Raw genomic sequence first — 22373 nt, forward strand, 5'->3', positions numbered from 1 at the left:
CGAAGAACGATAACGCGGTCTTCAATGGAAAACCGCGTGAAGGCCTTCGCGGGCAAGCCTCGCTCCTACGGGGGTGTGGTGATCGTACAACCTGCATGCGCTATGATGCGGTTTCAGCCGCTTTTTCGAGACCGATGTTCACCATGGAAAACCCGATCGACGCACCTCGCCTCCCTCGCAAGCGCCGCAGCCTCGCACAGGAGTTGGTCACGGTGTTGTCCGAGCAGATCCGCGACGGTCAGCTCAAGCGTGGCGACAAGTTGCCCACCGAGTCGGCGATCATGAATGCCCATGGCGTCAGCCGAACCGTGGTGCGCGAAGCGATTTCCCGTTTGCAGGCCGCAGGGCAAGTGGAAACCCGTCACGGCATCGGCACCTTCGTGCTCGACACCCCGAGCCCGAGCGGTTTTCGCATCGACCCGGCGACCGTAGTGACCTTGCGCGACGTATTGGCGATTCTGGAACTGCGCATCAGCCTGGAAGTGGAATCCGCCGGCCTTGCCGCACAACGTCGCAGCCCTGAGCAGTTGGCCGCAATGCGCGCCGCCCTCGATGCCTTGAACGAAAGCGTCGCCCACGCCAGCGATGCCGTGGCGTCAGACTTCCAGTTCCACCTGCAAATCGCCCTGGCCACCGGCAATCGTTATTTCACCGACATCATGACCCACCTGGGCACCAGTATCATTCCGCGCACACGCCTCAACTCCGCGCGCCTGGCCCATGACGACCAGCAGCACTACCTGAGTCGCCTGAGCCGTGAACACGAAGAGATTTACGATGCGATTGCCCGCCAGGATTCCGATGCGGCGCGGGCCGCGATGCGTTTGCACCTGACCAATAGCCGTGAGCGGCTGCGCCAGGCGCATGAAGAGGCGCAGGCGCAGCGAGGATAAGTTTGCGGGTTTGGGGATTTGATGCCTGACAGATTGCCATCGCGAACAGGCTCGCTTCCACAGGATTTTGAGTCGATCACAGTAATGTAATCGTACACAGATCCAATGAGAGCGAGCCTGCTCGCGATGAGGTCAGTGACCTTCCTGGAATATGTCAGCCAGCCTTCAAAATTGAACGATCCACTCTCACCGCCAACTCAGCAGCCCCAGGTTTGGCATCGAAGACTGCATGCCCCCGGTCATCCACGACCGCGCGAGCAACCGGCAAGCCCTTCGACAGCAACTCCAGCGGTGCACCTTTCAGCGATTGGCCAGAAGCCAATTCCAGTTTCAGATTGATAGTCATCAGTGATCTCCTTATCAGGCATTGGCCGCTGAATTCAGCACGCCGGTTGGTTTGTAGTCCTTGAGCAGCAGATAAGTGCTCCAGCCCCACCAATCATCCACGGTGGCGGTGTCGTTCAAGTTGTTGACGTCCTTGCGCCGCAACACCTTGTTGCCCTCGACCCTGAACAGTGGCGAGAAATTGCCTGCCGGACTCAACGCCGCTTGCAGGTCTGGCAGATTTTTCAAAGCAGCAAAGCTGCCGGGCGCCGGGGCGATGCCACTGAGGTACGCCGCGAACACTTCATTCGCAGACACTTGAACCGCTTGATTCACCTGCGTGCGGTTAGCACTGTCGATCGCATCGAAATAGCGTTTGTCGCCATAGGAGCGCCAGCGATCACCGTTGCCATTGCGCACATTGAGGCCGAACTTGCTGTCTTCGTCGTGCATGAAGCGGGTGATCAACGAGCCCAGATCACTCGGCGTGACCGCCGCCGCCAACTGTTTACGCGGCACTCGCAAATGCCCTGCGGAAAACAGGTCGGTGAGAGAGTGGTCGGCAAAAGCGTTCATCGCATAGGCCAGCTCCAACTGCTTTTCATCGCCGCTGTTGTGGGCCAGCACCGCTTGTTGCAACGCGGCCGTGTGCCCGGCGATGTAAGCCAGCAACGCCCATTCGCCAAAGTGGTCGGCATTGTTGGCGGCCAGTTTCAGGTAACGCCCCAAAGGGAACAGTGCCGAGACGAAACTGCCGCCGCCGGTGATCTTGTTCCACTCTTCCGACAACGTATCTCCGAGGGCCTCATAAGCCTCGTGAGGCTGTTTACCGTCCTTGATCGCCTGATTGATTGCGGCGATTTCCTTTTGCATCACACCAAGAATCAGCTTCGCCTCGGCGTTTGACGCCGGCAGCACCGCCAGGGAGTTGAAGGCGTTGGTAAAGCGCTGGATTCGCTCTTGGGCTGTTGCGCCTTCGTTGATCGGTTGCTCGGGAATTCCATAAAAATCACCCCCCAGCGCGATCACCTGACCATAGGTCAATGCCAGGCCATTGGGCAGATGCAATTCCACCTGCCAGGCCGGCAGCGCGGGTGCATCCTTGACGAAACGCAGCAGGGTGCTGTCGCCGATTGCAGTATGTTCTGCCCCCTCGAACCTCAACCGGGGCAGGTCTTTGCGTGGATCTTTCGGTGCTACGGGCAGCAGGCCACGGCGCTGATGTTTGGTGTGGTGATGACTTCCATCGGTGAGTTTAAGCGCGTCGCCGTCACCGGAAATGGCGATACCGTGCGCGGTAAAAAGATCATCCAGATCGGCAATGACCTGTCGGGTATTTTCCTTCGGTTGTGCGTGTAGACCTGACATTTCTAGCTCCTTGATATGTCGTAGGCAAAGTTCAATTTAGCTGTATGTATATACAGTTGTCTGAATCATAGATGAGAAACTTCCTACGTCAAGGAATTACCTTTTCTGACTCAAATGCTGAGAGCGGCGATGAAATGCAGTTGACGGTTGCATTTTAAGTTGTACGATGACCTACAACTTCGGCGAGAGCTGAACGGTTTTCTCACACAATGTTGCTACCCAGGGTGTTCGAATAATGAATCCACAAGAACTGAAGTCCATCCTCTCTTCCGGCTTGCTGTCGTTCCCGGTCACCGACTTCAATGCTCAGGGCGATTTCCATCGCGCGGGCTACATCAAGCGTCTCGAGTGGCTGGCTCCATACGGCGCTTCGGCGTTGTTCGCCGCAGGCGGTACCGGTGAGTTCTTCTCTCTGGCGGCCAGCGAGTATTCGGAAATCATCAAGACTGCGGTCGACACCTGCGCCAGCAGCGTGCCAATCCTCGCCGGCGTCGGCGGTTCGACCCGCCAGGCTATCGAGTACGCTCAGGAAGCCGAGCGCCTGGGCGCCAAAGGCCTGTTGCTGTTGCCGCACTACCTGACCGAAGCCAGCCAGGACGGAGTTGCCGCGCACGTTGAAGCCGTGTGCAAATCGGTAAAAATCGGTGTGGTGGTCTACAACCGCAACGTCTGCCGCCTGACCGCACCGCTGCTGGAACGTCTGGCTGAACGTTGCCCGAACCTGATCGGCTACAAGGATGGCTTGGGCGATATCGAGCTGATGGTGTCGATCCGTCGCCGCCTCGGCGATCGCTTCAGCTACCTGGGCGGTTTGCCGACCGCTGAAGTCTACGCCGCGGCCTACAAGGCTTTGGGCGTACCGGTTTATTCCTCGGCGGTGTTCAACTTCATCCCGAAAACCGCGATGGATTTCTACCACGCCATTGCTCGCGAAGATCACGCCACCGTCGGCAAAATCATCGATGACTTCTTCCTGCCGTACCTGGATATCCGCAACCGCAAAGCCGGTTACGCGGTGAGCATCGTCAAGGCCGGGGCAAAAATCGCCGGTTATGACGCAGGTCCGGTGCGTGCACCGCTGACCGATCTGACGGGCGAAGAGTACGAAATGCTCGCCGCGCTGATCGACAAGCAGGGTGCGCAGTAACACCCGACAAACCCCAAGGCCGCTGAGCAATCAGCGGCTTTTTGTGTGAGGACTTCTTTTAAAAGGTGCAAGCCGTGGCTGATTTGAAGCGTTACGACAACTACATCGGTGGCCAATGGGTCGCCGGCGCCGACTATTCCAGCAACATCAACCCGTCGGAATTGACCGACACCATCGGTGACTACGCCAAGGCCGATCTGGCTCAGGTCAACGCCGCCATCGACGCCGCTCGCGCCGCGTTCCCGGCGTGGTCCACTTCCGGTATTCAGGCTCGACACGATGCACTGGATAAAGTCGGCAGCGAGATCCTCGCCCGTCGCGAAGAGCTCGGCACGTTGCTGGCCCGGGAAGAGGGCAAGACCCTGCCCGAAGCCATCGGCGAAGTGACCCGCGCCGGCAATATTTTCAAGTTCTTCGCCGGTGAATGCCTGCGCCTGTCGGGTGACTACGTGCCGTCGGTGCGTCCGGGCGTCAATGTCGAAGTCACTCGCGAAGCGCTGGGCGTGGTCGGCCTGATCACGCCATGGAACTTCCCGATCGCGATCCCGGCGTGGAAAATCGCTCCGGCTTTGGCTTACGGCAACTGCGTGGTGCTGAAACCTGCCGATCTGGTGCCGGGCTGTGCCTGGGCGCTGGCGGAAATCATCTCCCGCGCCGGTTTCCCGGCCGGCGTGTTCAACCTGGTGATGGGCAGCGGTCGAGTGGTCGGCGAGGCGCTGGTCAACAGCCCGAAAGTCGATGGCATCAGCTTCACCGGTTCGGTCGGCGTGGGCCGGCAGATCGCGATCAATTGCGTGTCGCGTCAGGCCAAGGTGCAGCTGGAGATGGGCGGCAAGAACCCGCAGATCATTCTCGACGATGCCGACCTCAAGCAAGCGGTCGAACTGTCGGTGCAGAGCGCGTTCTACTCCACCGGCCAGCGTTGCACCGCGTCGAGCCGTCTCATCGTCACCGCCGGGATTCACGACAGATTCGTCGAAGCCATGGCCGAGCGCATGAAGTCGATCAAGGTCGGTCATGCGTTGAAGTCCGGCACCGACATCGGCCCGGTGGTCTCGCAAGCGCAGTTGGAGCAGGACCTGAAGTACATCGACATCGGCCAGTCCGAAGGTGCGCGTCTGGTCAGCGGCGGTGGTCTGGTGACGTGCGACACCGAGGGCTACTTCCTCGCCCCGACGCTGTTTGCCGACAGCGAAGCTGCGATGCGCATCAGCCGCGAAGAGATCTTCGGCCCGGTGGCCAATATCGTGCGTGTAGCCGATTACGAAGCAGCGCTGGAGATGGCCAACGACACCGAATTCGGTCTGTCGGCGGGCATCGCCACCACGTCGCTGAAGTATGCCAACCACTTCAAGCGCTATTCCCAGGCCGGGATGGTGATGGTCAACCTGCCGACCGCCGGCGTGGATTACCACGTTCCGTTCGGTGGGCGTAAAGGTTCATCCTATGGCTCACGTGAGCAAGGTCGCTATGCGCAAGAGTTCTACACGGTCGTAAAAACTGCCTACGTCGGTTCCTGATACACCGCAATACCTGTGGGAGCTGGCTTGCCTGCGATAGCATCACCGCGTTGAGACTGACTCTGCGCGGTGCCTGCATCGCGGGCAAGCCCGGCTCCCACAAAAGCCAGATACGACAAAGAAATCGTTATTACCCGCATAAAAATAATCAGTGGGAGTACATCTACAATGCAATCGACCAAGCCGACTCACGTCCGCTATTTGATTTTGCTCATGCTGTTTCTGGTGACCACGATCAACTACGCCGACCGGGCCACCATCGCAATCGCCGGCTCCAGCCTGCAAAAAGACCTCGGCATCGACGCGGTCACCCTCGGTTATATCTTCTCCGCATTCGGTTGGGCCTACGTGGCCGGGCAAATTCCCGGTGGCTGGCTGCTGGACCGGTTCGGTTCGAAAAAAGTCTATGCCCTGAGCATCTTTACCTGGTCGCTGTTCACCGTACTGCAAGGCTATGTCGGTGAGTTCGGGCTTTCCACCGCCGTCGTCGCGCTGTTCATGCTGCGCTTTCTGGTGGGCCTGGCCGAAGCGCCATCCTTCCCCGGTAATGCACGCATCGTAGCGGCGTGGTTCCCGACCGCAGAACGCGGCACCGCCTCGGCGATCTTCAACTCGGCGCAATACTTCGCCACCGTACTGTTTGCACCGCTGATGGGCTGGATCGTCTACAGCTTCGGCTGGCAGCACGTGTTTATCGTCATGGGTGTGATCGGCATCATCTTCTCGGGGATCTGGCTGAAAGTTATCCACAGTCCGCGCCAGCACCCGATGATCAACGACGCCGAGTTCAAGCACATCGCCGACAACGGCGGCATGGTTGACATGGACTCGGACAAGGGCAAAGGCAAAAAGGGCGACGGTCCGAAGTGGGACTACATCCGCCAGTTGCTGACCAACCGCATGATGCTCGGCGTGTACCTGGGCCAGTACTGCATCAACGGCATCACCTATTTCTTCCTGACCTGGTTCCCGGTGTACCTGGTGCAGGAGCGTGGCATGACCATTCTCAAGGCCGGTTTCATTGCCTCGTTACCGGCAATCTGCGGGTTTATCGGTGGCGTGCTCGGCGGGGTGATTTCTGACTATCTGCTGCGCAAGGGCCATTCGCTGACCTTCGCCCGCAAGGCGCCGATCATCGCCGGTCTGCTGGTTTCCAGCAGCATCGTGGCTTGCAACTACGTGGATGTTGAATGGATGGTGGTCGGCTTCATGGCCCTGGCCTTCTTCGGCAAAGGTGTGGGCGCATTGGGCTGGGCGGTGGTGTCCGATACCTCGCCGAAACAGATCGCCGGTTTGAGTGGTGGCCTGTTCAACACCTTCGGCAACATTGCGTCGATCACCACGCCGATCGTCATTGGCTACATCATCAGCTCCACCGGCTCGTTCAAGTGGGCGCTGGTGTTCGTCGGTTGCAACGCGTTGGTCGCGGTATTCAGCTATCTGGTGATCGTTGGCCCGATCAAACGCGTTGTGCTCAAAGAGCCGCCAGTCAGCGGTCCTGAAACGAACAACAAGTTATCTGAAGCGCATTCCTGAGGAGCGGCGTCATGCAGTTGATTGAACATTCCGATTCGCCGCGCTACATCCGCCTGCACGAGCGGGACAATGTGGTGATCGTGGTCAACGATCAGGGCGTGCCGGCCGGCACCGAATTCCCCGATGGCCTGGTCACCGTGGATTTTGTGCCGCAGAGCCACAAGGTCACCCTTGAGGACATTCCCGTGGGCGGCCAGGTGATTCGTTACGGCCAGACCATTGGCTACGCGTTGCAGCCGATTCCTCGCGGCAGTTGGGTCAAGGAAGATCAACTGCGCATGCCCACCGCGCCACCGTTGGACAGCTTGCCGCTGTCCACCGAAGTGCCGGCCGCGCAGGCACCGCTGGAAGGCTTCACCTTTGAGGGCTATCGCAACGCCGACGGCACCGTCGGCACGCGCAACATTCTCGGCATCACCACCACTGTGCAGTGCGTCACCGGCGTGCTGGATCACGCGGTAAAACGCATCAAGGACGAATTGCTGCCCAAGTACCCGAACGTCGATGACGTGGTGGCGCTGACCCACAGTTACGGCTGTGGCGTGGCGATCACCGCCACTGACGCCTACATCCCGATCCGCACTGTGCGCAACCTAGCGCGCAACCCGAACCTGGGGGGCGAGGCACTGGTGATCAGCCTGGGCTGCGAGAAATTGCAGGCCGGGCAGGTGATGCATGAGAACGACAGTTCGGTGGATCTCAGCGAGCCGTGGCTGTATCGCTTGCAGGATTCCAGTCACGGTTTCACCGAGATGATCGAGCAGATCATGGCGCTGGCCGAAACCCGTTTGAAGAAGCTCGATCAACGCCGTCGGGAAACTGTGCCGGCGTCCGAGCTGATTCTCGGCATGCAGTGCGGCGGTAGCGATGCGTTCTCCGGGATCACTGCCAATCCGGCCTTGGGCTATGCCTCGGACCTGTTGCTGCGGGCTGGTGCGACGGTGATGTTTTCCGAAGTCACCGAAGTGCGCGATGCGATTTACCTGCTGACGTCCCGGGCGGAAACCGAAGAAGTTGCTCAGGAACTGGTGCGGGAAATGGACTGGTACGACCGTTACCTGGCCAAGGGCGAAGCGGATCGCAGCGCCAACACCACGCCGGGGAACAAGAAGGGCGGGTTGTCGAACATTGTCGAGAAGTCCTTGGGCTCCATCGTCAAATCCGGCAGCAGCGCGATCAACGGGGTGCTTGGCCCTGGGGAGCGGTTCAAGCGCAAAGGGCTGATTTTCTGCGCGACCCCGGCCAGTGATTTTGTCTGCGGGACGTTGCAGTTGGCGGCGGGGATGAACCTGCATGTGTTCACCACCGGGCGTGGTACGCCTTATGGATTGGCGATGGCGCCAGTGGTGAAGGTGTCGACTCGCACAGAACTGGCGCAGCGCTGGCCGGACCTGATCGACATCGATGCCGGGCGGATTGCCACCGGGCGGGCGTCGATCGAAGACCTCGGCTGGGAGTTGTTCCACTACTACCTGGACGTGGCCAGCGGCAAGAAACAGACGTGGGCGGAGCAGCACAAGCTGCATAACGATATCACCCTGTTCAACCCGGCACCGATCACGTAAGGCCGCGTTATCGTTCATCGCGGCAAGCCCCACAGGGGATCTTCGTTGTTACCCAAATTGTGTGAACACCGAAGATCACAGTGGGAGCGGGCTTGCCCGCGAAGGGGCCATGGAGCTCACCGAAGGTTTCAAGAATGTACCCATAAATAAAAAGGCCGCGATCCAGGTTGGATCGCGGCCTTTTTATTGGCATCGACTAACGCGAATCAGACCGCATCCAGCTCCGGCTCGTCCGCTTGCACGTTGATGGTTGCCTTCACTTCATCGTGGCGACGGATGTACTTCCAGTCCGCCTCGTCGATGTAGATACCGTTCGGGCCGCTGCCGCCTTCCAGGTCGATGGCGACGCTGGCGCAGACTTGCGGCTTCACACTCGCCAGGATCGGCACGAAGCCCAGTTGCAGGCTGGTTTCCAACAGCGCTGCCTGGTTCTTCTCGTCGATGTCCGCTGCTTCGTCGAGGTAGTACGGCAGGCGCACGCGACCAGCCTGGTCGCGGTCCATCAAGTGCAGCAACAAGTACATGTTGGTCAGCGCCTTGATGGTCATGGTGGTGCCGTTGGACGCCGCGCCGTCGATGTCGGTATGGATCACCGGCTGGCCGTTGACCTTGGTGATCTCGAACGCCAGTTCGAACAGATCCTTGAGTCCGAGCTGGTTGTGGTTGGCCGCCACCAGCCGTGCCAGGTATTCCTTGGCTTCTTCGTTCTTGTTGTCCTGCTCGGCGCTTTGGCTCAGGTCGAAGACGGAGAGGGTTTCGCCTTCTTCGTACTGACCGGCGCTGTGGATGATCTGGTCAATGTGCTTGAGCGCTTCCTTGTTCGGCGCGAGCACGATACGGAAGCTCTGCAGGTTGGAGACCTGACGTTTGTTGATCTCGCGGTTGAACAGCGCCAGTTGATGTTCGAGGCTGTCGTAGTCGCTGCGGATGTTGCGCAGGGTCCGGGCGATGTCGGTAACCGCCGCGCGGCGCGCCTTGCCGAGGGTCAGGGCTTCATCGGTGCGGTGTGCGTACGCGTTGATCAGCAGTTGCAGGCGACGTTCCATATCGTCTTCGCTGTCGAACTTTGCCACGCCCTTGAGGCGAACCTGCGCGTAGAGCGCGTCGATCTGCCCGTCGGCCCGCAGCAGGCCTTGCCAGCTGTCCTGATAGTCATTGAGCAATGGCAGCAGGTTGTCCATGGAATCGTCGACCGGGTCCATGAACGGCGTGCCGAACGGCAGGTCGGCCGGCAACAGCTGACGGCGGCGCAGGGCGTCGTCGAGGGTGCGTTGCTTGGCTTCCATGTCACCGATCTGCCGGCCAACCAGTTGCAGCTTGGCCGACAGTTGCTGGACGCGTTCGGTGAAGGCATCGCTGGAGCGTTTCAACTCGTCCTGGGCGGCTTCCATCTGCGCCAATTGCTCAAGCTTGTCGCCTTCTTCGGCGCTCAGGGTTTGCGCGCGGCGGAAGTCTTCCAGGGCTTTCTGCGCATCCAGCACTTGCTGGTACAGCGCTTCGGTCTGGGTCTTGCTGGCCGCACGGTCGGCTGCTACGGCTTGCTGGGTTTTCAGTTGCTTGAATTCTTTGTCCAGACGCTCTTTCTGATCGCGCAGTGCCGCACGGTCGGCCAAGGCTTGCAGGGCCGGTGGCTCGATGTGCGACAGGTCGATGGACAGGCCCGGCACTTCGAAGCGCTCGCCTTTGAAGCCATCGAGGATCAGCTCCATGGATTTGACCCACTCGCCGTTTTCATCCAGCGCGATGCCGTGTTCGCCCAACGGCAGGCTGAACAGCGCGCTGTTGAACAGCCGCATCAGGCGCTCGACGTCCTGCTGCGAGAACTCTTCGCGCAGACGGGCATAGCTGTTGTTGTCGGCGTGATCGAGTTGTTGCTTGACCGATTTCAGGCGTTTTTCCAGATCCCGCAGACGCTCTTCCAGGTCTTCGGCCGAAAACTGCCGCGACTGGGCCAGCGCACCGGCCAGTTCATCGTGCGCGTCCTTGGCGGCGAGCAATTGCTGTTCGAGGACTTTGACGTCATCGACCAGGGCGAAGCGATGCTTGAGCACCGACAATTCGCCGAGCCAGCGCTGGATGCCGGTGATTTCCCGCTCCAGGCGCATCAGCTCTTGAGTGCCACCGCGCTGATCGTTTTGCAGGGCGTCCTGCTCGTTGCGGTAGTGCTCGGCTTGAATCGTCAGTTCTTCCTTGCGCGCACTGGCGTAATCCGACCAGGTGCCAAGCAGGGAATCGAGCAGCGGCGACAGGCGATGCAGTTTGCCGCGCAGGATATCCCGCTGTTTCACGCCGTTGGCCAAGGCTTCGACCAAGGGACCGGCCGCGACCAGCGAGTTGTAGTCCTGCTCCATGCGGCGGACATCGCGGAACGCTTCTTCGCATGCGGCGATGTAGTCGACACTGCCGGAACGCAGGCTGTGTTCGAAGGCATCGAGGAACAGCTGCTTGAGCTTGGCCGCGGTGATTTCACGCATGTGCAGCAAGTTGATGAACAGGGCGCGGAAGGTCTTCAGGCTCTGCTCGCTGGTGGAGCGCAGCGGGATCAGCGTCAGGTCCAGCGGAATCGAGGTGTGACCGCCGACCAGCAAGCGACGCAGCTCATCAGGCTTCAACTCGTAGGCTTTCAGGCCTTCGCGTTCAAGGTTGGTGAACAGTTCTTTCTGGCGCAGGCAGGTATCGTTCTTCTGGTAATGCGCCAGATCCAGTTTGCCGGCATAGGCAAAGAACTGGTGACCGAAACCACCACCCGGACCGCGACCGACCACGCCAATCACGTGCGGGCCGTGGGGCAGGGAGACTTCGACGAGGATGTAACTGGTGTCCGAGGCGAAGTAGAAACGCCGCGATTGTTCCAGGCTGTACTTGCCGAAACTCATGTCCGACATGCGCGCCAGGATCGGGAACTGCAAGGCGTTGATCGAGGCGGACTTACCAAGGTTGTTCGCGCCGTAGACCGACAGCGGCTCTTCCAGCGGGAACAGGCCGAGGCTGTAACCGGCGGTGTTCAAAAGGGCAAAGCGGCGAATGCCGTAGCGTTCCTTGCTCATGCGTCGGTCTCCTGTTCTTCGGCAATGGCGCGGGCCAGGGCGTCTTCTTCGCTTTCTTCTGCAAAGTCACTCAAGTCCAGCGGGTCGTCGGTCTGCAGCAGTTTTTCGTCGCTGTCTTCGTCGATCAGCACGGGTGCCGGCAACGGCAGCACGCTGTGCAGGCTGGCGGCCAGGTCGCGGTCTTGCTGGACCGACAGGCAGACATCGAGGAAGCGGTGCATCGGCGGCAGGAAACGGTAGACACCGTTTTCTTCGCCGGCGAAACCGAGCTGGGTCATGCGGCGCATGATCTTTTCTTCGAGTTCTTCGACGGTCTGCACTTCGGCCTGGATGAACAGGTCGCGGTACTTCTCCAGCAACGACGGCAATTCATCGCGACCTAGGCTGCCGCCGTCGAGTACGGCGACCGGGTCTCGGCCCTGATCGGCCAGGTGCTCGACGAGGATGAAGGTGAACAGCGCCAGTCGTTGGGCAGTCTTGTTCACTGCAGCGGCGGCGAGGTCCGGCACGAAGTAGTAGAAACCACGGGTATCGCAGACCAGTTCAAAGCCCAATGCCTTGAACAGCGTGCGGTACTGGTCCTGGAAGTTCGACAGTTGCGCGTACAACTCCGGATCACGGCGGCTGACGTGGTAGCCCTTGAACAGCTCGCGAAAGATCGGCGCCAGCTGGGACAGTTCGGAAAGATCAAGATGCATTTGGGATGCTCGCAGAATCCTCGGCGGCGGTGTCGCGGGCCGAGAGCAGGGCGAAGGAGCGCAGGCTGACCTGGTGCTCGTGAGTGTGGTAATCGCGGCGTTCCAGACGCTCGCGCTTGAAGCGTTTTTCCCGCGACAGGCGCGAGAACCAGTAGAGCAATTCGTCGGTGGCGCCGTCCGGCTCCTGTTCCAGCAGCCAGCTCATCAAGTCCGGCATCGGCAGGGCATCTTCGCAACGTTCGAGCATTTCCCGAACCGTGCGTGGTGCGCGGGGAGCTTCGCCTTTCTGGGTCTTGTGGGCCTTGGGGAAGCGCGCCGGTTTCGGCTCGAAACGAGCCAGGGCGTAGACGTAGGCTTCGACCTGGCTGGCACTGCCGAGGAAGGTGCTTTGCGGGCGGGTGAACAGCGGCATCGCGGCTTGCGGCACCGCATCGATGCCTTTACGACGAATGGCTGACAACGCCAGGGCTGCGCCACGGGTCACGGCGTTATGCCGGCGTGCTTCTTCGCGCAGCGGCAGCAGCAGCTCGCGGGCGTGACGCAGGGTCAACTGGGCGCTGGTCTGCATTTCGAGGATGCGCGCGTGGGTGCGCAGCAGCATGTCGTCGTCGACCAGATGGCCGAGGCGCTGCTGTTCGGTGAGCATGCGCAACAACACGTTCTCAACCTTGCGCACGCCTTGTTCGAAGGCGCCGTCGGCATTCACCAGCTGAATCATCGGTTCGACGTATTCGTCCCAGGTCGCCAGCACTTCAGCATAACGCTGGCGCAGCGGAATCTGCCGGTCGCTGGTCTTGGCCCGTTCGGCGACGGCCACCAGGGCCTGTTCGTCGTTGGCGAGTTTCTTCAGCACGTCCCGCACGCGCATGTCGAGCAAGCGCAACTGGCGCGCCAGATCGTTGCCGTCGCGAATGTCGAAGGCATCCTGGATGTAACCGGCCAGGCGCTCGAGGTGGCGTAGATAGGCTTCGATTTCCAGGCACAGGCCCAGACGGTGCTCACGGCGCAGGTAAGCGAGGAAGTCATGGATCTGCGCGTTGAGCTCGAAACGGTTCGGGCTTTTCGCCACGGGAACCAGAATGTCGAGGCGGATCCACACGTCCAGCAGGCTGGTGATGTCCTGCGGTGTGCTGTCCAGTTGCTGGGCGGCCAACTGTGAACGCAGTTCGTTGAGGCTCAGGGTGCCTTGGTCGAAGTGCTCGCACAGTGGCTCCAGAAGTGCCCAGTGTTCAGCGAGGGCGCGCAAGACGCGCTTGGGTTCGATCATCGGAATGGCCGGCTGGTTGGCAATTAAAAGCCGCGATTGTACTTCATCGCAGCCGTGTCGATTCACTCTCGGGATGGGCTGTCGCTTCTTCTGTCGGTGAAGTCTATCGATCAAGCGTGGGCGATCTTGAGCGAAGGGCGGTAGAATCACCGCACTTTAGTTATCCACAAGTGGCCGACCTTTGCTTATCGAGTCCCGTCGCCGCGCTTATTTGACCGCCATGCAGGTGGTCAACTGGCTGCCGCGCACCGAATTGCCCTTTGCTGCGCCGTCGCGGCCCGAACTGCTGGAGGCGCCCGAACCGTTGGTCGTCGCCCCGGTGGCACTGGCTCCCGTGGCTGATGCGCCGATGGAACCTGTGGTCAAACCGGCCGAGCGGGTGAAAATCGAGGTGCCGCGGCCATCGTTGGCCAGCACGCGCACGAACGCCAAGGTCGAAGAAGAGGTGGCGCCTGTCGTCATCAAGGCGCCGATCGTGCCGCCACCGCGTTTCGCCCTGCAATTGCTGCGGGCCGGTCGCTGCCTGTTGCTGGTGGAGTTACCCACAGGCGAAACTTTCCAGACCCGCGATCCTGCATATCTGTTGCTCAAAGACATGCTGCGCGCCGCCGGCTTGCCGGACAGCCCGCAGATCGTCGGCGAACCGGTGCGCTGGCCGCTGTTGGCTCGCGGCACAATGGACCAAGGGCCGGAAGCGGCTCGAGATTTCGTACAAGGTTTTCTGTCGGCCCGCCTGGAAGACGCACCGTGCGTCTGCCTGTGGCTGATCGGCCTGCCGGCGGTGCGTTTTGCCGGTGAGGCCAACGCCGAATCCTTCAATCGTGAACTTCAGGTCGAAGGCCTGGGTTCGGTCTGGGCCTTGCCGGGCCTGGAGTTATTAATGGAAGAGCCACAGCGTAAGGCTGATGTCTGGCAAGCCATGCGTCGGCTGATGGCGCGTTGGAAAGAATCGAATGAGTGACGCTGTATCGTTCCGCCCGATGACCGAGGCGGACCTGGAAGCTGTACTGAAAATCGAATACGCGGCCTACAGCCATCCCTGGACCCGCGGGATTTTTCTCGATGGCCTGGGCAAGTACCAGATCTGGCTGATGTTCGAAGGGCAGCAGCAGGTCGGTCATGGCGTAGTGCAGATCATCCTTGATGAGGCGCATCTGCTGAACATCACCGTCAAACCGGAAAATCAGGGCCGCGGCCTGGGTTTGACGCTGCTGGAGCATTTGATGTCGATTGCCTACAAGGCTGAGGCGCGGGAATGTTTCCTGGAAGTGCGCGATAGCAACCGGGCGGCGTTTCGGTTGTATGAGCGGTATGGGTTTAATGAGATCGGGCGTCGGCGGGATTACTACCCGGCGGTTGGCGGGCGAGAAGATGCGGTGGTGATGGCCTGCACCTTGGTTGATTGATCGTTTCTAAAGGCTTTGCGGGCAAGGCTCGCCCGCGAAGGCGTCTTCACGGACGTCAACGATCAAGGCTTGCCGTCCAATGGATCCTGCCGGGCCAGTTCGGCTTCATCCAGCCCATCGCCCCCGCCGATGTCGTCCTCGTCGACAATGCGCAACTCCCAATCCGCCTGGTCACCTTCACCCGCTTCGTGGGCATCCCGTGCGCCGTCTTCACGAATCAGGGTTTCCGGGGTCAAGTCATCGTCGGTGGCGTCATTGTCATTGGTCGAGCCCCCAGTCATGTGGGGTTTACGGACGCGCGCGTCGGGCATCTGCTGTGCATGCTCGTGTTCAGGTGTCAGGTCGCCGATTCTGGTGCCGGGTTCTTCCTCGTCGAAATCCAGCTCATGCACCGAGCCCATGCGGTCTTCGTCGTCGTCGATGGGCTCGGGTTGCTCCTTATCAAACGGACGTCGTGAATCAGTCATGGCTATTCCTCATACTGTAGGCCCTACTACAATTGACCCACTGGGCTGCCGGGAATTCCCGCGGGCATGGAGCGCCGACTAATCGTTTATACCTCAGGGCGTCAGGGGGATCTGCATCTCGCGCGTGACCCCGACGGGCGGTTGTCTGTCAAAGCAGCGCATCATTCTCGAGGCTTCATTGCATGAACGACTTACAAGATCTGATTGATAACAACGAGCGCTGGGCCGATGCGATCACCCGCGAAGATCCTGATTTCTTCGCCAAGCTGGCCCGCCAGCAAACCCCGGAATACCTCTGGATCGGCTGTTCCGATGCCCGCGTGCCAGCCAACGAGATCGTCGGCATGCTGCCGGGCGATCTGTTCGTGCACCGCAACGTGGCCAACGTGGTGCTGCACACCGACCTCAACTGCCTGTCGGTAATTCAGTACGCAGTGGATGTACTCAAGGTCAAACACATCCTGGTCACCGGCCACTATGGCTGCGGCGGTGTACGCGCCTCGATGCAGGATCGTCAGTTGGGCCTGATCGACGGTTGGCTGCGCTCGATTCGCGATCTCTATTATGAAAAACGCGACGAACTGGCCAAGTTGCCCACCGAAGAAGAGCGGGTCGACCGCCTCTGTGAGCTCAATGTGATCCAGCAGGTGGCGAACGTCGGTCACACCAGCATTGTGCAAAATGCCTGGCACCGCGGGCAGAGCCTGTCGATCCACGGCTGCATCTATGGCATCAAGGACGGTCGCTGGAAGAGCCTGAACGCCACCATCAGCGGTTTCGAGCAGTTGCCGCCGCAGTACCGTTTGCGCCCGGTCGAGGCCTTGTAATACCGCTCGGGCCTCTGTTCAACAGAGGCCGCGTCGATGCCAGTGCTGAAAAAACAGCTGCCCGTGGGCGTTCAGCTGCTCATCGTAACCGGTGATCCAGTTGCGGCAGTTGTCGGCACCGCAGCGGCAGGCGAACTGATGCCACAGCTGGTTTTCAGTGGTGGCGTAATCCATCTTCAGATAATCGCCCAGGGCGATGTCCTGCAGCGCCCATATCCATAGTTCGCTCATGTCGACAAAGACATTCGGGTCACAAGAGTGGGGTAGCAGCCCGGAAAAAAACGGATCGTACAGATGAATACCCGGCAGCAGTTGCAAGGTCTGCGGACCACGATCATGCAGCAGTTGCCCGGAGATCCGGCAAATACGGGTGATACGCGGGAAATCGCGCAGAGCCACGATGTTCGTTCCGCCGTCTTTTGCGGTTACGACTTTGAATTGGGTTCTCGCGGGATACCCTTGGCGGGGCGATAAATCGGGATAAATGCAGCTTGTTGGCAGTGCACTGGCCGAGTTCCGGAGTTTGGTTTTCATAACGATCCTTGTCTGCTTCAGGCTGCGACTACCGGAGGCTAACGATCCTGTCAGCTCTGCAGCACGGCTTATGGCTCAAGACTCTACCAAAGCGGATCAAGGGTCTACTGTCAGATATGACAGGCGAAAAAAGCTCTCTCCCGCGTCAGCCATGGCTCACGCGGGAAAGACTTTTATCGTTTTACAAGTGCGGGGTAGATGCGGAAGTCACAAGCGCCGGGCTCTGCAGCTGTTTCAGCTCGGATTTGACTGGCGCTGTCGCGCACTTGGCTACCGCCTGCTCAGGTGTCAGATTGCGGATCGATGTGTAGAACAGTTCGCAGGTTTTTTCTTTCTGGGTCACTTGCCAGGTTTGAGTGCAGCTTTTCAGCTGAGCGGTAGGGTCAGTTCCCGGTTTACTGCCCATCCCGGCCTGCCAGCACGCGGCACTCAAATCCTGCCCCATGACTTTCAGCCCTGCGGCGTCGGCCTTGGCTTGGGCATCGTCGCCGCTATAGGCTTCGGGGTCGGCGGCGTACCAGATGTAGCTCGGGTGGTTGGAGCCCAATACGGGTACCGCAACCCCTTTGCTCGGGATGATGGTTGCCAGGCCCAGCACGTCCACGGTCTGTCCGTATTGTTGCTTGATCCAGTTACGCACCGGTGAACCAAAGGCAACCATTGGTAATGCAGCGCCGCTGGCATTCTGGCTGACTTCCTTGACCATGGTGGTCTGGTAGTCCGTGAAGTAGTTGTAGACACCTTCCAGATCCTTGCCTGCGGTGGACGGCGCGGCAATCGGAGCGATGTCGATGATGGTCTGATAGGCCGGCGTCTGGTCGGCGGGAATGTTGTTGGCGGTCAGCAGCGCGGCCCAGCGGTCGGTGGTCTTGGACTCCAGGTAATCCTGGGCCTGAGTGAGCGAGTAATCCGGCGGGAAGTGCAGCAGTTCGACGCTTTTGCGGTTTTCCAGCGCCATGCCCAGCGGCAGGAACAGATACCAGTTATAGGTCCATTTGCCATCGGCACTCAGCTTGTTGGCACCGTTGTAGGCCAAATCCCCAGCATTGAGCAGTGCGGTCAGTGGCTTGTCATAGCCTTTGGGCACACCGCTGATATGAGCGTGGAGCTGCTTGTTTTCGGTTTTTACCAGCACTTTTGCGGTTTTGTAGCCATCGCGCTGTACGCTTTGGGTCAGGTAATGCTCGACGGTCTGCTCCAGTGTCCAGTTGCGGAAGCAGATGACGTTGCAGTTGTTGGGGTAGGCGAACAGCCGGGTGACGCGCTCGGTACTGCCCAGATTCAGATCGACATCGGCGTGAGCGGCAGCACTCAGGGTGAGTGCGGCGAGGGTGAATCCTGCGAGTTTGAACATGCTCAGATCCTTTTCAGCGTGAGCCCTCGGAGGAGGGGTGGGTACATACTGGAACTAGTTGTGTCGAACGGTCTAGTACACAAGTGAAAAGATCGCCAGTCAGAGCCCCTCCTTCATCAGGCAAAGTGCAGTGTATTGCTCAAATCGCCCATGGGTTTCTGGCCACGGGCAATCATTGCATCGTCCCGCTGCTTGAGGCCATCGAGCTTTTCAAGCTGAAACACCCGGGTGATCAACCGCAGAATCGAGCCAGTGTCATAGACCGTGTGATCCACCATGCCCTTGCGTGCAAACGGCGAAACCACCAGCGTCGGTACCCGCGAGCCCGGCCCCCAGCGGTCTCCCTTGGGCGGTGCGACATGATCCCACCAACCGCCGTTCTCATCGACCGTGACCACGACCACCATGTTTTTCCATTGCGGGCTTTCCCGCAGTACTTTCAGGGCGCGGACGATGTGCCGGTCACCGGACGCTACATCGGCGTAACCGGCGTGCATGTTCAGGTTGCCCTGGGGTTTATAGAAGCTCACTGCCGGCAGCTTGCCCGCCTCGGCATCGGCAAAGAACTTGTTGGCATGCGACTCATCGCCCAACCCCGCATCCCGTAGACGTTTACCGCGCTCCAGCGGGTTTTCCGGTCCCTGCTGCTTGAAGTAGTTGAACGGTTGGTGGTGGTACTGGAAGTTCGGGATTTTCGGAATGCCGCCAGAGTCCTTGTACTGATCCAGCGTCGCCTGCCAACCTCCGGCATACCAGGCCCAGTCGATGTTTTTCTTCGAGAGCTTGTCGCCTATGTGCTCGTGGGTCTGGGGGACCATGACGTTCGGCAGGTCTGGTTTGGCGTACGCCGGACGCTCGGGGTCGCGAATCCAGGTCGGCCAGTACGGCGGAGCGAGCGTGTTGACCCCATAGCCATCCGGCGTCAGCGCGCTGGGGCCAAATTGGGGTGGGCCGGTCATGGCACTGGCCGGGGATTGTTCCAGAGGCTTGAGGCGTGGGTCGGCCGGGTCATCGCTTTGCAGCGTGGCGATCTGTGTCTTGGCTACTGAGTTGACGGCGTCCGGATAGAACGGCGCGGTGGCGCTGATCAGGTATTGATGGTTGAGAAACGAGCCGCCGAAAGCCCCCTGGAAAAAGTTATCGCAGAGCACAAATTCTTGGGCAACGTCCCACAACCGCAGGGAATATCGACTCTGGGCGTAATACCCCATGGGCAGGCCACCGGAGTCGGCCCAGGCGACAAAGCCGTCATTTTTGCCACCGTTGATCTGCATCTGGTTCTGATAGAACGCATGCCACAGGTCACGCGTCACCAGGCCGAACGGCAAGTCTTCTGCATTCGGACCTTTGAGGGCAAAGGGCGCGTTAGGCAGGTTTTCCTGGAACTGGGTTGCGCTGGGGTAAGTCACGCCATCGAGGGTTTGCGGGCCGATCTGCAGCACGCCGCCCCAGACTGGCGGCAGGGTCTGCAACAGGCTGCCATCGCGATCGCGCTGCTGATATTCGACAGGTTTGAGGCCCGAGAGCGGTTTCTCGACGCCAGGGAAGTCGCCGAAAAGGTTATTGAAACTACGGTTCTCGGCGTAGATCACCACCACGGTTTTCACCTGGTCGCGTAGGGCTTTGTCCAATTCGACAGGTGAAAGCAGGCGTTCGACCGGTTTACCCGACTCATCGCCATGACTGCCACAAGCGCTGAGGGTTGCGCCGACACCGAGTACCGCCACGCCACCCAGGAAGCGGCGGCGACTGGTGTCGGTGGGCGTATCAGTTTGCGAGGAGGAGGCGTCGTTGCGGTTTTCTTCATCGTTCATGGCGAGTTCCGTCTTGCTAAGTTGTTTCAATATGTTTCGGCGGGACGCTAGCAGCGAGGTGTGACAGCGGGGTGACGGCTCTGAAAGCAATGAGTTGCCAGTGTGGGAGTCAGCCCGCTCATACACTGGGTTTGTGGTGGATTGAAGATCAGGTGTTATGGCCGTTTTTATGTTTATTGTGGGGTTCAGGGCGCAATGGCCCATCCGGTCGGTGCCAACAGTAAATCAATCGGTCCGTTGCGGGGACGCTGTTTGGGGCGTTTGGGACTATGGTCTAACGGGTTGTCCACAAGCGCATTTGCATAGACCATGGGCGCCTTGGTTTTTGCCTGCCAGAGTTCTTTTCCATGACAGCCAACATCGATGCACGCCCGGCGCCCTTCACTCGCTCGGACTACAAGACCCTGGGGCTTGCAGCCTTGGGCGGTGCGCTGGAAATCTACGACTTCATCATTTTCGTGTTTTTCGCGCTGACCCTCAGCCAACTGTTCTTTCCTCCGGATATGCCCGAGTGGCTACGACTGCTACAAAGCTTCGGAATCTTCGTCACCGGCTACCTGGCACGCCCGTTGGGCGGGATCCTGATGGCGCATTTCGCCGATCGCCTGGGGCGCAAGAAGGTGTTCAGCTTGAGCATCCTGATGATGGCGTTGCCGTGCCTTTTGATCGGGATCATGCCGACCTACGCCCAGATCGGCTATTTCGCACCGCTGTTGCTGTTGGCCCTGAGGGTTCTGCAAGGCGCGGCGGTGGGCGGTGAAGTGCCGAGCGCTTGGGTGTTCGTCGCCGAGCACGCGCCGGTCGGGCATCGCGGCTATGCTCTCGGCTTCCTGCAGGCGGGGCTGACTTTCGGTTACCTGATCGGCGCCTTGACGGCGACTTTTCTGGCACAGGCGTTCACCCCGGCAGAAATCCTCGATTACGCCTGGCGTTACCCGTTTCTGCTGGGCGGTGTGTTTGGCGTGATCGGTGTCTGGCTACGCCGCTGGCTCAGCGAAACTCCGGTGTTCATGGCGATGCAGGCCCAGCGCGAGGCCGCTGTCGAACTTCCGCTGCGTACGGTCCTGCGTGAGCACCGCCTGGCGATGCTGCCGGCGATGATCCTCACCTGTGTGCTGACGTCGGCCGTGGTGGTGTTTGTGGTCATTACCCCAACCATGATGCAGAAAACCTTCGGCATGACCGCCAGCCATACCTTCGCCCTGAGTGCCTTGGGCATCGTCTTTCTGAATATCGGTTGCGTGCTCGCCGGGCTGCTCGTCGATCGCATCGGTGCCTGGCGCACGGTGATGCTGTATAGCCTGCTGCTGCCCTTGGGCATTGGCGTGCTCTACACCTGTCTGATTATTGAAGGCCAGTGGATCGGTCTGGCTTATGCGGTGGCCGGGCTCGGTTGCGGGGTGGTCGGCGCGGTGCCGTCAGTGATGGTCGGCCTGTTTCCGGCGCGGGTTCGCGTCTCGGGGATTTCCTTCACTTACAACATTGCCTACGCCGCCTGGGCGAGTGTGACACCGCTGCTGTTGATCGGTCTGATGCCGTGGAGTCCTTGGATTTGCGTGATCTTCTGCGCGGTGATGGGGGCCGTGGGCATCAGCAGCGCGGTGTATTTCGGCGCGAGAATGCCTCGAGTCGGACGCTGTGCGGTGGCTGGCGCGGCATGAGGCTGTTTGTGTCGCGACTATTTTTATAGGACAACCCTGAAACCCTCTTCAGAAAGTACCCGCAAAGCCGATGGTTAGGAGATAAGCCGCTTTTTATCTCTGTCCATCGGTGCTTTCCCATGTTCAATAAACGCTTGAAGCAGGAGCTGTCGGCTCTTCGCGAAGAACTCTCCAGCCTTCTGCAAGTCAAGGAGAGTCTGGAAAGCGAGATGCTGGTCCTGACCCTTGAAACCGATGGCAGGATTCAATCGATCAACCAGAACTTCATGAGCGAGATGCTTTACAAAAGCAACGACCTGATCGGCCGGCATATCGAAGATCTGGTCCCAGCCCACGTGAAATCAGATGAATTCCACCACCGCTTCAAGGCCGCGCTGACCCGTGGCGAGCACTTTGCCGGCGCGGTCCGTTTGCTACGCGGCAACGGTGCCGAAGCCTGGTTGCGTTCGATCATGCAGCCGGTGCGGTCCTCGGACGGCCGGATCAAGAATTTCTCGATTTACTCCAGCGACCTGACACGTACCATCGAGGCATCCCGTGAGCATGAAAACCTGATTGGCGCGCTGGTGCGCTCGACGGCAGTGATCGAGTTCGACCTCAATGGCAACGTGTTGAAGGCCAACGAGCGTTTCCTCAACGGCATGGGTTACAGCCTGGCGCAGATCCAGGGTAAACATCACCGTATCTTCTGTGAGCCCGAAGAATACAACAGCGCGGAGTATCAGAACTTCTGGCGTCGCCTGAACGCTGGCGAGTTCGTCGCTGATCGTTTCAAGCGTGTCGATAGCCACGGTCGCGTGGTCTGGTTGGAGGCTTCCTACAACCCAGTGGTCGACGCCAATAACAAGCTCTACAAAGTGGTGAAGTTCGCCACGGTGATTACCGATCAGGTCAATCAGGAGCAGGCTGTCGCCGAGGCGGCCAACATTGCCTACAGCACTTCTC

The 22373-nt window shown here is 59.8% G+C and carries 18 protein-coding genes and 1 pseudogene; 10 read left to right on the forward strand and 9 right to left on the reverse strand.

From position 1 onward, the window contains the following. Positions 1–143: 143 nt before the first annotated feature. Entirely contained in the window at positions 144–893 is a 750-nt protein-coding gene (locus AC30D7_RS06925; protein ID WP_490133537.1) for a FadR/GntR family transcriptional regulator, read from the forward strand. Between the two features lie 154 nt (positions 894–1047). On the opposite strand, the gene AC30D7_RS06930 is transcribed toward AC30D7_RS06925, so the two are convergent. Together AC30D7_RS06930 and AC30D7_RS06935 are read right to left on the reverse strand one after the other, a co-directional pair. After that, complete coding sequence (locus AC30D7_RS06930) at positions 1048–1239, reverse strand: hypothetical protein (RefSeq protein WP_490133538.1); 192 nt, start codon at positions 1237–1239, stop codon at positions 1048–1050. 14 nt (positions 1240–1253) lie between these two features. Next, on the reverse strand, positions 1254–2585 hold the full coding sequence (locus AC30D7_RS06935; RefSeq protein WP_490133539.1) for a phospholipase: 1332 nt from the start codon (positions 2583–2585) through the stop codon (positions 1254–1256). A 235-nt stretch (positions 2586–2820) separates the two neighbouring features. Between AC30D7_RS06935 and kdgD the strand changes: the two genes are divergently transcribed. The 4 genes from kdgD to garD all read left to right on the forward strand — a co-directional run bounded on the left by kdgD (position 2821) and on the right by garD (position 8353). Then, positions 2821–3732, forward strand: a complete 912-nt coding sequence (kdgD, locus tag AC30D7_RS06940) for a 5-dehydro-4-deoxyglucarate dehydratase (protein ID WP_007939720.1) — start codon at positions 2821–2823, stop codon at positions 3730–3732. Positions 3733–3806: 74 nt separating this feature from the next. Further along, on the forward strand, positions 3807–5252 hold the full coding sequence (locus tag AC30D7_RS06945) for an aldehyde dehydrogenase family protein (RefSeq protein ID WP_490133540.1): 1446 nt from the start codon (positions 3807–3809) through the stop codon (positions 5250–5252). A gap of 168 nt (positions 5253–5420) precedes the next feature. Continuing rightward, the gene (locus tag AC30D7_RS06950; protein WP_305411137.1) at positions 5421–6788 is read left to right on the forward strand and encodes an MFS transporter; all 1368 of its coding nucleotides are present in this window, start codon (positions 5421–5423) and stop codon (positions 6786–6788) included. Between the two features lie 11 nt (positions 6789–6799). Continuing rightward, complete coding sequence (gene garD, locus AC30D7_RS06955) at positions 6800–8353, forward strand: galactarate dehydratase (RefSeq protein ID WP_028939876.1); 1554 nt, start codon at positions 6800–6802, stop codon at positions 8351–8353. Positions 8354–8559: 206 nt separating this feature from the next. On the opposite strand, the gene mksF is transcribed toward garD, so the two are convergent. From mksF to mksB, 3 genes are read right to left on the reverse strand one after another with little or no spacing between them, the layout of a single operon-like run. Then, a complete protein-coding gene (gene mksF / locus AC30D7_RS06960) occupies positions 8560–11400 on the reverse strand; it encodes an Mks condensin complex protein MksF (protein WP_490133541.1) in 2841 nt (946 codons plus the stop codon). Beyond that, positions 11397–12098 (reverse strand): Mks condensin complex protein MksE, encoded by a 702-nt coding sequence (mksE, locus tag AC30D7_RS06965; protein WP_490133542.1) that lies wholly within the window; start codon positions 12096–12098, stop codon positions 11397–11399. The genes mksF and mksE overlap by 4 nt, the downstream gene beginning before the upstream one ends. Further along, positions 12088–13365 carry an Mks condensin complex protein MksB gene (gene mksB / locus AC30D7_RS06970; RefSeq protein WP_007939726.1) on the reverse strand — a complete coding sequence of 426 codons (1278 nt, stop codon included), beginning with the start codon at positions 13363–13365 and terminating at the stop codon, positions 12088–12090. Before mksB ends, mksE begins: the two co-directional genes overlap by 11 nt. A 220-nt stretch (positions 13366–13585) precedes the next feature. Here mksB and AC30D7_RS06975 point away from each other — a divergent pair, with 220 nt between their 5' ends. Together AC30D7_RS06975 and rimI are read left to right on the forward strand one after the other, a co-directional pair. Further along, positions 13586–14326 carry an energy transducer TonB gene (locus AC30D7_RS06975; protein WP_490133589.1) on the forward strand — a complete coding sequence of 247 codons (741 nt, stop codon included), beginning with the start codon at positions 13586–13588 and terminating at the stop codon, positions 14324–14326. Next, positions 14319–14771 (forward strand): ribosomal protein S18-alanine N-acetyltransferase, encoded by a 453-nt coding sequence (gene rimI, locus AC30D7_RS06980; RefSeq protein ID WP_253416793.1) that lies wholly within the window; start codon positions 14319–14321, stop codon positions 14769–14771. The genes AC30D7_RS06975 and rimI overlap by 8 nt, the downstream gene beginning before the upstream one ends. 62 nt (positions 14772–14833) lie before the next feature. Here the strand turns inward: rimI and AC30D7_RS06985 are convergent, their stop codons facing one another. Next, entirely contained in the window at positions 14834–15238 is a 405-nt protein-coding gene (locus AC30D7_RS06985; RefSeq protein WP_490133543.1) for a serine kinase/phosphatase, read from the reverse strand. 182 nt (positions 15239–15420) lie between these two features. Here AC30D7_RS06985 and can point away from each other — a divergent pair, with 182 nt between their 5' ends. After that, positions 15421–16065, forward strand: a complete 645-nt coding sequence (can, locus tag AC30D7_RS06990; RefSeq protein WP_007939732.1) for a carbonate dehydratase — start codon at positions 15421–15423, stop codon at positions 16063–16065. 18 nt (positions 16066–16083) lie between these two features. Here the strand turns inward: can and AC30D7_RS06995 are convergent, their stop codons facing one another. From AC30D7_RS06995 to AC30D7_RS07005, 3 genes are all read right to left on the reverse strand, one after another. Beyond that, entirely contained in the window at positions 16084–16599 is a 516-nt protein-coding gene (locus AC30D7_RS06995) for a lysine methyltransferase (protein ID WP_490133544.1), read from the reverse strand. 181 nt (positions 16600–16780) lie between these two features. Then, positions 16781–17953 (reverse strand): hypothetical protein, encoded by a 1173-nt coding sequence (locus AC30D7_RS07000; RefSeq protein ID WP_490133545.1) that lies wholly within the window; start codon positions 17951–17953, stop codon positions 16781–16783. 116 nt (positions 17954–18069) lie between these two features. Beyond that, positions 18070–19767 carry an acid phosphatase gene (locus AC30D7_RS07005; RefSeq protein WP_490133546.1) on the reverse strand — a complete coding sequence of 566 codons (1698 nt, stop codon included), beginning with the start codon at positions 19765–19767 and terminating at the stop codon, positions 18070–18072. A 347-nt stretch (positions 19768–20114) separates the two neighbouring features. Between AC30D7_RS07005 and AC30D7_RS07010 the strand changes: the two genes are divergently transcribed. After that, positions 20115–21428, forward strand: coding sequence for an MFS transporter (locus tag AC30D7_RS07010; RefSeq protein ID WP_490133547.1), 1314 nt, complete (start codon positions 20115–20117; stop codon positions 21426–21428). 266 nt (positions 21429–21694) lie between these two features. Then, positions 21695–22276, forward strand: a pseudogene (locus tag AC30D7_RS07015) (PAS domain-containing protein); the annotation flags it as partial. Positions 22277–22373: the final 97 nt, after the last annotated feature.

This window comes from Pseudomonas sp. DF5, from assembly GCF_058148225.1.

Bases quoted from the DNA above. Each gene is read 5' to 3' on its own strand.
- AC30D7_RS06925 (WP_490133537.1), top strand. From the start codon at position 144: ATGGAAAACCCGATCGACGCACCTCGCCTCCCTCGCAAGCGCCGCAGC.
- AC30D7_RS06930 (WP_490133538.1), bottom strand. From the start codon at position 1,239: ATGACTATCAATCTGAAACTGGAATTGGCTTCTGGCCAATCGCTGAAA.
- AC30D7_RS06935 (WP_490133539.1), bottom strand. From the start codon at position 2,585: ATGTCAGGTCTACACGCACAACCGAAGGAAAATACCCGACAGGTCATT.
- kdgD (WP_007939720.1), top strand. From the start codon at position 2,821: ATGAATCCACAAGAACTGAAGTCCATCCTCTCTTCCGGCTTGCTGTCG.
- AC30D7_RS06950 (WP_305411137.1), top strand. From the start codon at position 5,421: ATGCAATCGACCAAGCCGACTCACGTCCGCTATTTGATTTTGCTCATG.
- garD (WP_028939876.1), top strand. From the start codon at position 6,800: ATGCAGTTGATTGAACATTCCGATTCGCCGCGCTACATCCGCCTGCAC.
- mksF (WP_490133541.1), bottom strand. From the start codon at position 11,400: ATGAGCAAGGAACGCTACGGCATTCGCCGCTTTGCCCTTTTGAACACC.
- mksE (WP_490133542.1), bottom strand. From the start codon at position 12,098: ATGCATCTTGATCTTTCCGAACTGTCCCAGCTGGCGCCGATCTTTCGC.
- mksB (WP_007939726.1), bottom strand. From the start codon at position 13,365: ATGATCGAACCCAAGCGCGTCTTGCGCGCCCTCGCTGAACACTGGGCA.
- AC30D7_RS06975 (WP_490133589.1), top strand. From the start codon at position 13,586: ATGCAGGTGGTCAACTGGCTGCCGCGCACCGAATTGCCCTTTGCTGCG.
- rimI (WP_253416793.1), top strand. From the start codon at position 14,319: ATGAGTGACGCTGTATCGTTCCGCCCGATGACCGAGGCGGACCTGGAA.
- AC30D7_RS06985 (WP_490133543.1), bottom strand. From the start codon at position 15,238: ATGACTGATTCACGACGTCCGTTTGATAAGGAGCAACCCGAGCCCATC.
- can (WP_007939732.1), top strand. From the start codon at position 15,421: ATGAACGACTTACAAGATCTGATTGATAACAACGAGCGCTGGGCCGAT.
- AC30D7_RS06995 (WP_490133544.1), bottom strand. From the start codon at position 16,599: ATGAAAACCAAACTCCGGAACTCGGCCAGTGCACTGCCAACAAGCTGC.
- AC30D7_RS07000 (WP_490133545.1), bottom strand. From the start codon at position 17,953: ATGTTCAAACTCGCAGGATTCACCCTCGCCGCACTCACCCTGAGTGCT.
- AC30D7_RS07005 (WP_490133546.1), bottom strand. From the start codon at position 19,767: ATGAACGATGAAGAAAACCGCAACGACGCCTCCTCCTCGCAAACTGAT.
- AC30D7_RS07010 (WP_490133547.1), top strand. From the start codon at position 20,115: ATGACAGCCAACATCGATGCACGCCCGGCGCCCTTCACTCGCTCGGAC.